A 10515-nucleotide genomic window follows, 5' to 3' on the forward strand; every position below is an offset into this window, starting at 1 on the left:
ATTAGCTTTTCAGTAATAAGACACATTAAGAACCGTAGGGACTACGGGGATAGCCTATTGAGTCAATCGCGGGTACGCTTTTATGGATAGGAAGCCCCCACTTCTAGTTAAGTGGTGGGTAGTTCACAGGATTTTGATGCATTTAGCAGGGATTTCCTTTAAAAAATGCAAAACGGGTTGCATTCCCATATGTAATATGATATAGTTAATAAGGCAGTAAAATACACATGCATGAACAGTGGTTTACCAGGTGCCCACACGGGTGGTTGAAACCATGTATGTCATGCAGAGGAAGACTAACAAATGGAGGAAAGAAAAATGTCAGTCGTTTCAATGAAGCAATTACTTGAATCTGGCGTTCACTTCGGTCACGCAACCAGAAGATGGAACCCAAAGATGGCTCGTTACATTTACACTGCACGTAACGGCATTTACATCATCGACCTTAAGAAGACTGCAGAGTCTATCGAGAAGGCGTACCAAGCATTGTTCGCCATTGCACAAAATGGTGGTAAAGTCCTATTCGTAGGTACCAAGAAGCAAGCACAAGAAGCAGTTAAAGAAGAAGCAGCAAGAACTGGTCACTACTATGTTGATCAAAGATGGTTAGGTGGTACCTTAACCAACTTCAAAACCATTCGTAGAAGAATCAAGAGATTGAAAGACTTATACGACATGGAAGCACAAGGCACATTCGAAGTATTACCTAAGAAAGAAGTCATCGGTCTTAAGAAAGAACGCGAAAGACTTGAAAAGTTCCTAGGTGGTATCAAAGAAATGCAAAAACTACCTGAAGCTATCTTCATCGTAGACCCACGTAAAGAAAGAAATGCCATCCTAGAAGCACGTATCTTAAACATCCCAGTATTCGGTATCGTTGATACCAACTGTGATCCAGATGACGTTGACTATGTCATTCCTGCAAACGATGACGCGATCAGAGCCGTTAAACTCATCACTTGGGTTATGGGTAACGCAGTCATTGAAGCACAAGGTGGCGTGGTTGAAAAGTTTGAAGATGCTGAAGAAGTTAACATGCAAGAAGCATCTAGAAACGTTGAAAACAAAGAACGTCCAAGACGTCCTCAAAGAGACAATGCTCAACCTAGAGAAAATAGAGAATACAAAAAGCCTTATGTTAAAAGAGAAGGCGCAGCAGCACCTGCTTCATCCGCTCAACCAACTGAACTAGAAAAACTAAAAACAAGTGAATTAAGAGAACTTGCAAAAGCAAAGAATGTTCCTGGCTATGAAGAAATGAAGAAAGCTGACTTACTTGCAGCATTAAAGTAAAAAGGTAGATAGGGATGTTAAGTCATCCCTTTTATTTTAATAAAGAGTACAAAAGAATCAAAAAAAGGTATAATATTATTGAAATTAGGAGGATATTAACCATGGCAGTTACAGCAGCACAAGTTAAAGAACTAAGAGACATCACCGGCGCGGGGATGTTAGATTGTAAAAAAGCATTAGAACAAACCGATGGCAATATTGACGCAGCCGTTACTTATTTAAGAGAAAAAGGGATTGCAAAAGCCGCTAAGAAAGCTGACAGAATCGCAGCAGAAGGTCTATGCAATGTCATCGTTGATGGCAACGTTGCCGTTATTTATGAATTAAACTCCGAAACTGACTTCGTCGCTAAGAATGAAAAATTCTTAAGCTTACTAGACAATTTAGGACAAATCATCCTTGCAAGCGGTGCAGAAAGCACAGAAGCTGCATTACAAGTGGTAAACAATGGAAAGTCTGTTGAAACCTTGTTGGCAGAAGCGACCGCAACCATCGGTGAAAAAATCACTTTAAGACGTGTTCAAAGAGTCGTTAAAGAAGAAGCTCAAGTGTTTGGTGCTTACAAACATATGGGTGGTAGAATCGCTACATTATCCTTATTAAATGGTGGTAATGACGCGGTTGCTAAAGACATCGCAATGCACGTAGCAGCTCAAAAACCACAATACTTAGACCAATCTCAAATTTCTGCAGATTTCATCGCGAAAGAAAGAGACGTTTTAGTTCACCAAGCGATTGAAGAAAACTCTAAAGAAGCTAAACCTAAACCACAAAACATCCTTGAAAAGATGGTCGAAGGTCGTTTAAATAAACAACTTAAAGACATCTGCTTGGTCAACCAACCATTTGTTAAAAACCCAGATGAAACCGTTGAACAATACGTCAAGAACAACAAAGCAGTGGTAGTATCCTTCATCCGCTTAGAAGTTGGCGAAGGCATCGAAAAGAAAGAAACAGACTTCGCTAAAGAAGTTATGGAACAAGTTAGAGCTTAATCAAATAAAATAAAATCTAAAGATCGAGGTGTCTATGAGCTATAAACGCGTATTACTAAAAATGAGTGGAGAAGCGATGAGAGGCCATACAGAGTTTGGTATCGATCCTCAAACCGTCATGAAATTAGCCAAAGAAGTCAAGGATGTTAAAGACCTTGGCATCGATGTGGGTATTGTCGTTGGTGGTGGGAACATTTGGCGTGGTAAAACCGCTGAAGGTCTCGGTATGGATCGTGCACAAGCCGACTACATGGGTATGTTAGCAACCATCATGAATGGACTAGCATTACAAGATGCGCTTGAAAAATTAGGCGTACCAACCCGTGTGATGAGTTCATTAAACGTTTCAGAAGTATGCGAACCTTATATCCGCAGACGTGCGACACGTCATATGGAAAAAGGTCGTGTTGTAGTCTTTGTAGGCGGTACTGGATCACCTTACTTCTCGACCGATACTGCAGCCGCACTTCGTGCCGCAGAAATCGACGCAGAAGTCATCTTAATGGCGAAAAATGGGGTTGAAGGGGTTTACGATAAAGACCCTAGAAAATTCACAGATGCCATCATGTATAACGAATTAACCCATAAATTTGTCTTAGAACATGGTCTAGAAATCATGGATTCCACAGCCGCAAGCTTGTGTAAAGACAATCACATCGATCTCATCGTATTTAATATGAACCAAGAAGGCAATATCAAAAAAGCCGTCTTAGGTGAAAAATTAGGCACCATTGTAAAATAGGAGGATAAGATGAACGAACAAGCGGATTTACTATTATTAGAAGCCGAAGAAAAAATGGAGAAATCCATTCATGCCCTTCAACACGATTTCGCATCGATTCGTACCGGTAGAGCTAACCCATCCTTACTAGATGTTGTTCACATCGAGTATTATGGCGTAGATAGCCCAATCAAACAAATCGCATCCATCTCTGTACCTGAAGGTAATCAACTATATATCAAACCATTTGATAAATCCACATTGAAGAAAATCGAAACTGCTATCCAAGCATCTCAATTGGGGTTACAACCTCAAAATGATGGTGTGGGAATCCGTTTGATTTTACCTCAACTAACCACTGAACGCAGAAAAGAATTGGCTAAACAAGCTGAGAAACTTGCTGAACATGGTAAAATCGCGGTTAGAAATGTCCGTAGAGAAACCAATGAACACATCAAGAAGTTAGAACTAACCGAAGATGCAGAACATGGTTATATTGAAGACGTTCAAACATTAACCGACAAATTCGTGGAAAAAGTTGATCAAGTGACTAAGATCAAAATCGACGAAATCATGGCAATCTAAATTGTCAAAGGCCAAGCAATTGGCCTTTTTCTTTTTAAAAATGTATTCAAATGATCATCTATTGCTCGATAAGTCTTACAAAATTCTTAACGATTCGTTATAATAGAGTTAAAGGAGCGTGATATTGTGGCAAAGAAACAAAATTTAAGTTTGCTTGAAATGATTTTGGTCATCATTCCGTTTACAAACGCACTTGGAATTGACCGATTTGTTATGGGAGACATGAAGTGGGGTCTCATTCGTTTAGTGATTGGTATCATTTCTGTAGGAACCGTTGGTTTTATCCTTTGGGTAATTGACTTGTTATTCTTAGTACAAGGTAGATACCAAACAGATATGCTCAAATATTTAAAATAGTTTTTTAAGAAGAACAAGCTATTAATGCCTGTTCTTTTTTTGATTATAAATAAATAATTAAATCTTGTTAAAATATACACTGGATGATACAATTGAGATAATGGAGGAATAATATGAATCTCATGAAACGTTTGTTATGTGCAAGTTTATTTTTGAGTTTTTTAATCGTATTGATCGGTTGTGAATCGTCGATTAATGATGTCGTTGAAGAGATAGGTGAAGATACGGTGGATAATGAGTTCATCCATGCAGCGTATATGGCGTTAGAAACGTCTAAAAGTGTTAAGTTGGATTATCAGATGTCCTATGCTCCATATGGAGACCCGGATAAACGGTCTACGATTTACATTTTCAACGATCCCTTGATTCAAGCTGGATTTTGGGGAAATGAAAAATTGGATTCCATCATCTATGTTCATGAGGACAATATTTATCGTGTTGTTGAATATGAAAATGATTATATCTATGAAGATTACCCATACATTGGTAAAGACCATTGGAAACTGGACAAAATCATCTTAAACGAAAAAGTCATTGAAAATGAATTTACCACTATCGGAAACATCCGAACATATCCAGTAACCATCGCTGCAACCAAACTGATTCAAGATTATCCAACATTGGCATCTATGATCAAAGGTTTTCAAAATACCAAGAATGAGAAAACCAATTCTATTCTGACCAATGTCAATGTGAATTTTAGTTTAAATATAGATGTTAATACAAAAAGAATCATCAGTATAGAGGCGAATTTGTTGGATTATCTCGTGGCTCTTTTCGAAAAAGGCAGTGGAAATTCATATTATGATATACCGACAATGATGCAAATCAAGTTATCTTATGATGACATAGCCATACCTAGTTTGGTTTGGGCAGATATGATTGCAGATGATGCCTGCGCATCAATCAATGGACGTCATCACGACGTGAAGGTTGGAGAAGTCACCAATACCTACATTCATTATAATTATGATACAGATTTACTCGTATTGACCGTTGATGAACGCAATTTCTTCCGTATGACCTCAACCAATACTCTCTTACCAAATGTTTTTGTAACGACCTCATCGGGGGATAAAGTTGAATTTGAAATATCTGACACAGTTAGATTAGAACCAGGTACTTACTATATTTACGTGAGTAGATGGCAAGTTGGAGAGGTTTCACTGTTGATAGAATTGATATAAGCAGAGCAATCTGCTTTTCTTTTTTGTGTTTTGATGGGATTTGCCATTTCCTGTTAAGGAATACTGAAAATCATGTATAATGATTACGACGGTGATTTTTATATGAATATAAACAAACTTAAAAAACATGATATACCCAAACATCTCGCCATCATTTTAGATGGTAATGGCAGATGGGCTAAAAAAAGAGGCTTACCAAGGACGTTTGGTCACTATCAAGGTGGACTTAATATTGGTAAAGTCGCTCAATACGCAGATGAATTAGGCATAGAAGTATTAACGGTCTATGCTTTTTCGACTGAAAATTGGTCAAGACCTCAAGATGAAGTGGATTATTTAATGACCACACCCATCAAAGAATTCTCAAAATACAAAGAAAAAATCCTCAATTCAAATATCAGAGTTAAGCATGTCGGACGCAGACAAGAACTTTCAAAAGAATTACTTGAAATCATTGATGATTTAGAAGTCCAAACCAAAGACCATAAAGGCACATTACTACAGGTCGCCTTTAACTATGGTGCTTATGATGAATTATTGACTGCTTATCAACAGATGATGAGTGAGGGCATTACAAATCCAACCAAACAAGATGTCTATGACCATCTCATGGTTAAACAACCGGTGGATTTACTCATTAGAACCAGTGGTGAACAGCGGGTGTCAAACTATTTATTATGGCAAATCAGTTATGCCGAATTTTATTTCACCAAAACGCATTGGCCTGCGTTCAATAAGAGAGCCTTGTGGAAAGCCATCCTACATTATCAAAAGCGTGATCGACGCTTTGGGGGACTTAAAAAATGAAACAAAGAATCATAACTGGCGCAGCTTTGCTCGCAATATTCATACCTATAGTCATTCTTAAACCACTCTTCATGGTCTTTCAAATCGCGATGATCGCGATGGTCGTGGTTGGGTCTTTAGAATTGATCAGCATGTATAATAAACAAAAGAAATTCTCCAAAGTACCCAGCGCTTTGACCGTCATCGCAGCGATTCTCACATATTTAACCGCTGTACTGGCTTGGAGTAGCGATACCATCTTACCAGGGTTAACCCCAATTGACATCAAAGTTAACTTCGTCGCCATCGCAATGGTCGTTGTCTTCTTAATGTTTGGACTCATCGTCTTTTATGATGATTATGATGGGTCGGATATTGGTAAATCCATCACGGTTATTTATTACATGGGCTTAGGTGCAGCTGCAATTTCTATCCTCAGACTAATTGGTGTTAGATTCATTGTCTATCTATTCTTAGTGACCATCGCCACAGATATGTTTGCATATTTCTTTGGGATGCGTTTTGGGAAACACAAAATGGCCCCCAAAATCAGTCCGAAGAAATCATGGGAAGGGGCTTTTGCAGGAACCATCATCGCCACGATTTTAGGGACAGGATTCGCATTATTCTATGGGGATGTATTTACTTGGAAATTTTTAAATGACCCATTCCAACAAACCCTTTTACAAAACTTTTCGTCCTTAGGGTATGAGCCCCTATGGATACAAGCATTGGTATTCATTCCAATCACCATGGTCGCATCCATTTTAGGTCAAGTTGGGGACTTGGTTGCGAGCAGATTAAAACGTACTTATGAGATTAAAGACTTTGGGAAAATATTTCCAGGTCACGGCGGGGTATTAGACCGTTTTGATTCAGCCATCTTCGTAGCGCTATTTTTGGTTGCGGTATTTATGGCAATCAATGCGTTATTCCCATTAGCGATAACAGTACTCATATGAAGTCCATTTATTTGTTAGGTGGGTCAGGTTCCATTGGAACCCAAACCTTGGCCGTCATAGAACAATATCCCAACGATTTCAAACTCATTGGTATTTCTTTAGGTAATCGAAACCACGCCTCAAATGAAGTGATTATTAAAACATTCCAACCAGAAATTGTCGTACTTAAAAACGATCAGCATTTAACTGAATATCAAAAATTAGCACCAAACACCCGTTTTGAACTAGGTGATGAAGGCTTAATTGCATTAGCAACTTATCCAAAACCCGGTTTATTGGTCAATGCATTGATGGGGTCAGTCGGGTTATACCCAACCATCAAAGCCATTGAATCTGGTAAAAACATCGCATTAGCGAATAAAGAAACCTTGATCATGGCAGGCGATTTAATCCATCAATTGGTCAAAAAACATGCAGTGGAACTCATCCCAATCGATTCTGAACACAATGCCATCTTACAAGCATTGTTGGGTGAAAATAAGCAAGATATCCAATCCATCACCATCACAGCCAGCGGTGGGTCATTTAGAGACCTGACACGTGAACAATTAAACAATGTCACCAAAGGGGATGCGTTAAAACACCCCAATTGGCAAATGGGTGCTAAAATAACGATTGATAGTGCAACCATGATGAATAAAGGGTTAGAAGTCATTGAAGCCCATCATTTGTTTGGTATCCCGTACCATCAAATCAAAACGGTATTGCATAAAGAATCCATCATCCATGGGATGGTCACATTCAGAGATGAATCAACCAAAGCCATCTTGGGTTATCCTGACATGCGGATGCCAATATTATATGCACTCAGCTATCCGCGTCATTTAGCTCTTAATATCAAACCATTGGATTTAGAAACCATTGGCTCATTGACATTTAAACCCATGGATTATGTTCGATACCCACTCTTGGCCCTAGCCTATCGTGTTGGTGAATTGGGTGGTTTATATCCAACCGTTATGAACGCTGCAAATGAAAAAGCAGTCGCGTTATTTTTAAACAATGAAATTTCGTTTTTAGACATCGAACGATTGGTCATTGAAGCAGTAGAATCCTTTAAGGAAAACATTCAAGAACCAACCTTAGAAGATATCTTAAACTGTAATCAAAAGATTTATGAAAAGGTAGGCAAGTAACTATGGATTTATTGTTAAACTTATTGGCCTTCGTATTCTCATTAGGGCTCATCGTAGCGCTACATGAACTTGGACACTTCTTTTTCGCCAAAAGAGCTTCCATCTTGTGTTTTGAATACGCAGTAGGCATGGGACCTGTGATCTGGTCCACCCGTAAAGGCGAAACCCAATACGCCATTCGTGCCATTCCCATTGGTGGGTTTGTCTCAATGGCAGGTGAACAAGACCTTTCAGTCGTCTTAAAAAAAGGCGAAAAAGTAGGCTTAAATTTAGAAAATGGGGAAGTCAAAGAGTTCATTTTAGGTGACTTTCAAACCGCAGATATCGAAATGGTAGTCAGTCATTATGACCTCTATGATAGAGATCAAAAAGGGCTATACATCGAAGGTACTGTAGACGATAAAGACACATTTTTAACGGTTAAAAAAGATGCATTTTATGTTTTTTCTAAAAAGAAGAAATTACAGGTTGCACCGTATGAAAGATCGTTTGAATCGAAGACCTTATGGCAACGCTTTTTGACGATATTTGCGGGACCTGCCATGAATTTCGTATTGGCATTTTTCCTCTTCTTAATTGTCGCTTCTATTCAAGGTAAACCACTTAACGTAAATAAGGTTGGTAATGTAATTGAAGGCAACCCAGCATTCATCGCTGGTTTACAAGATAATGACCAAATTATTCGCATCGGTTCGGTGGATGTTTCTAACTGGCAAGACATCGGTACTGCCCTTCAAAGCGTGAGCGGAGAATCCAACGTATTGATTCGAGTCATCAGAAATAATCAAACCATTGATTTGACGGCAAACCCACGTGTCGATATCAACTCCATGGGATTGTCTAACTTCACTGGAACTGTCATCAATGGTTCAAATAATGGCGCAATCGTTGGTAGTGCTTATGGTAAGGCCGGCGATCTATTGGCGGATGGCGATATCATCACATCTGTTAAATTAGATGACATCATATATCCAATTTCAAGTTGGGTTGATTTGGTGGATTTTGCGAAAACAACCAATGGTGGTTCTGTATTTGTTACCTTCACAAGAGGTACTGAAACCAAAACCGTGAATTGGATTGTTTGGGAAAATGAAGTGCTCGACAGCCAAGGTGTGCCTAGTGTTACAACAACCATTGGTATTGAACCTGACTTTAGATTTGATTTTGGTTACGCAATCATGTCAGGATTCACTGGTATTGGTGATTCTGTAAACCAAGTCATCGCTGTTTTAGGCTTATTATTTGGGGGATCTGATCAAATTGGTTTAAACGATTTATCTGGTCCTGTAGGCATTTTCAATATTGTTGGCCAATACGCTAAACAAGGTTTAGGTGCCTTCTTATGGTTTGTTGCGTTCTTATCCGTAAACATTGGTGTAATGAACTTATTACCAATTCCAGCACTCGATGGTGGTCGATTGGTGTTCTTAGGCATTGAAGCAGTCATTCGCCGTCCACTCAATAAAAAAGTCGAAAATACAGCGAATAATGTGATGTTTTTCTTACTTATGGCGTTATTTGTCTATGTCACATTCTTTGATATCTTGAGGTTATTCTAATGAAAATATATACCAAACGAGGCGATTTAGGTGAAACAGACCTCATTTCGAGACGTGTCATCAAATCCAATTTAGCCATTCATTTGGTGGGCGAAATCGATGAAGCATCTGCTCGATTGGCATTGTGCAAACATTACATCGATGATGAAAATATCTTGCAAAAATTATCTGAAGTCGATCACTATTTGTTTTTAATATCATCCATCATTGTGGATGAAGAAGATAAGCTTAAAATCAGAATACCTGAATCTGCCATCACTCAGCTCGAACAAGACATCGACGAGATGGATAAGGTTTTGCCATCACTCAAACGATTCATTACATACGATGGCGGGATTGATGCGATTCAAGTATCCTTGTTACGCACGCAGGTTCGTAAGGTAGAAAGACTATTGGTCGATTACCCAACACATGAACTTGTATTAAAGTACATGAACCGATTATCAGATTATTTGTACACCTTAATGCGTTACATGAATTTCATACAAAACATCGAAGAGACCAAACGAAGCTAACCGAGCTTCGTTTTTTTTCTTACACACGTGTACATGACGCACAGGCGCATTTTTAATTGGATTCTAAGACTGGATAGGGCGAAATAAAGCCAAAAAATCTTTTTACATTTTTTTGATAAAATCTGTTGACTTTAATTTTCAACTGAGATAGAATAATACACGGCCGCTACAGAAAAGGGCTCAGATAACAAAATTGAGAAAACAAAATAATAAAAAATGTTGCTCAAAATGGTTGACTTAAAAACGTTAGCATGTTATTATAAATGAGCGCTCAAATGAGGGCAGCAACGTAGGTCTTTGAAAACTGAATGATGATGAGTGTATAAAGAATAAAACAAAAAGCAATTCTAATGAAAGCTTAGAATAAAAAAAGATAAGAGCTAATTCTTACAATTCAAATATAATTTGGAGAGTTTGAT

Annotated in this window: 11 protein-coding genes and 1 pseudogene; all 12 read left to right on the forward strand. The window is 38.4% G+C overall.

The window, feature by feature from the left end:
* Positions 1-318: 318 nt before the first annotated feature.
* Positions 319-1029: pseudogene (gene rpsB / locus N7548_RS08725) on the forward strand (30S ribosomal protein S2); the annotation flags it as partial.
* A gap of 6 nt (positions 1030-1035) precedes the next feature.
* Positions 1036-1293, forward strand: coding sequence for a Rho termination factor N-terminal domain-containing protein (locus tag N7548_RS08730; protein WP_263609103.1), 258 nt, complete (start codon positions 1036-1038; stop codon positions 1291-1293).
* A gap of 101 nt (positions 1294-1394) precedes the next feature.
* Positions 1395-2288, forward strand: a complete 894-nt coding sequence (gene tsf, locus N7548_RS08735) for a translation elongation factor Ts (protein ID WP_263609093.1) — start codon at positions 1395-1397, stop codon at positions 2286-2288.
* Between the two features lie 34 nt (positions 2289-2322).
* The gene (gene pyrH, locus N7548_RS08740; protein WP_263609094.1) at positions 2323-3030 is read left to right on the forward strand and encodes a UMP kinase; all 708 of its coding nucleotides are present in this window, start codon (positions 2323-2325) and stop codon (positions 3028-3030) included.
* Positions 3031-3039: 9 nt separating this feature from the next.
* Positions 3040-3594 (forward strand): ribosome recycling factor, encoded by a 555-nt coding sequence (gene frr / locus N7548_RS08745; protein WP_263609095.1) that lies wholly within the window; start codon positions 3040-3042, stop codon positions 3592-3594.
* Between the two features lie 126 nt (positions 3595-3720).
* Positions 3721-3951, forward strand: a complete 231-nt coding sequence (locus tag N7548_RS08750) for a hypothetical protein (protein ID WP_263609096.1) — start codon at positions 3721-3723, stop codon at positions 3949-3951.
* 113 nt (positions 3952-4064) lie between these two features.
* Positions 4065-5138, forward strand: coding sequence for a hypothetical protein (locus N7548_RS08755; RefSeq protein ID WP_263609097.1), 1074 nt, complete (start codon positions 4065-4067; stop codon positions 5136-5138).
* Positions 5139-5240: 102 nt separating this feature from the next.
* Positions 5241-5945: a polyprenyl diphosphate synthase gene (uppS, locus tag N7548_RS08760; protein WP_263609098.1), complete on the forward strand. Its 705-nt coding sequence runs from the start codon at positions 5241-5243 to the stop codon at positions 5943-5945.
* The gene (locus tag N7548_RS08765; RefSeq protein WP_263609099.1) at positions 5942-6886 is read left to right on the forward strand and encodes a phosphatidate cytidylyltransferase; all 945 of its coding nucleotides are present in this window, start codon (positions 5942-5944) and stop codon (positions 6884-6886) included. Before uppS ends, N7548_RS08765 begins: the two co-directional genes overlap by 4 nt.
* Complete coding sequence (dxr, locus tag N7548_RS08770) at positions 6883-8022, forward strand: 1-deoxy-D-xylulose-5-phosphate reductoisomerase (protein ID WP_263609100.1); 1140 nt, start codon at positions 6883-6885, stop codon at positions 8020-8022. Before N7548_RS08765 ends, dxr begins: the two co-directional genes overlap by 4 nt.
* A 2-nt stretch (positions 8023-8024) precedes the next feature.
* Entirely contained in the window at positions 8025-9581 is a 1557-nt protein-coding gene (gene rseP / locus N7548_RS08775) for an RIP metalloprotease RseP (RefSeq protein WP_263609101.1), read from the forward strand.
* Positions 9581-10096, forward strand: coding sequence for an ATP:cob(I)alamin adenosyltransferase (locus N7548_RS08780; protein WP_263609102.1), 516 nt, complete (start codon positions 9581-9583; stop codon positions 10094-10096). Before rseP ends, N7548_RS08780 begins: the two co-directional genes overlap by 1 nt.
* Positions 10097-10515 lie beyond the last annotated feature (419 nt).

It is taken from the genome of Paracholeplasma manati (assembly GCF_025742995.1).
GTDB lineage: Bacteria > Bacillota_I > Bacilli_A > Acholeplasmatales > UBA5453 > Paracholeplasma > Paracholeplasma manati.

What these genes read in the sequence shown, in the direction of transcription:
- dxr (WP_263609100.1), top strand. Translation starts at nt 6,883, where the DNA reads ATGAAGTCCATTTATTTGTTAGGTGGGTCAGGTTCCATTGGAACCCAA.
- N7548_RS08780 (WP_263609102.1), top strand. Translation starts at nt 9,581, where the DNA reads ATGAAAATATATACCAAACGAGGCGATTTAGGTGAAACAGACCTCATT.
- pyrH (WP_263609094.1), top strand. Translation starts at nt 2,323, where the DNA reads ATGAGCTATAAACGCGTATTACTAAAAATGAGTGGAGAAGCGATGAGA.
- rseP (WP_263609101.1), top strand. Translation starts at nt 8,025, where the DNA reads ATGGATTTATTGTTAAACTTATTGGCCTTCGTATTCTCATTAGGGCTC.
- frr (WP_263609095.1), top strand. Translation starts at nt 3,040, where the DNA reads ATGAACGAACAAGCGGATTTACTATTATTAGAAGCCGAAGAAAAAATG.
- uppS (WP_263609098.1), top strand. Translation starts at nt 5,241, where the DNA reads ATGAATATAAACAAACTTAAAAAACATGATATACCCAAACATCTCGCC.
- N7548_RS08730 (WP_263609103.1), top strand. Translation starts at nt 1,036, where the DNA reads ATGCAAGAAGCATCTAGAAACGTTGAAAACAAAGAACGTCCAAGACGT.
- tsf (WP_263609093.1), top strand. Translation starts at nt 1,395, where the DNA reads ATGGCAGTTACAGCAGCACAAGTTAAAGAACTAAGAGACATCACCGGC.
- N7548_RS08765 (WP_263609099.1), top strand. Translation starts at nt 5,942, where the DNA reads ATGAAACAAAGAATCATAACTGGCGCAGCTTTGCTCGCAATATTCATA.
- N7548_RS08755 (WP_263609097.1), top strand. Translation starts at nt 4,065, where the DNA reads ATGAATCTCATGAAACGTTTGTTATGTGCAAGTTTATTTTTGAGTTTT.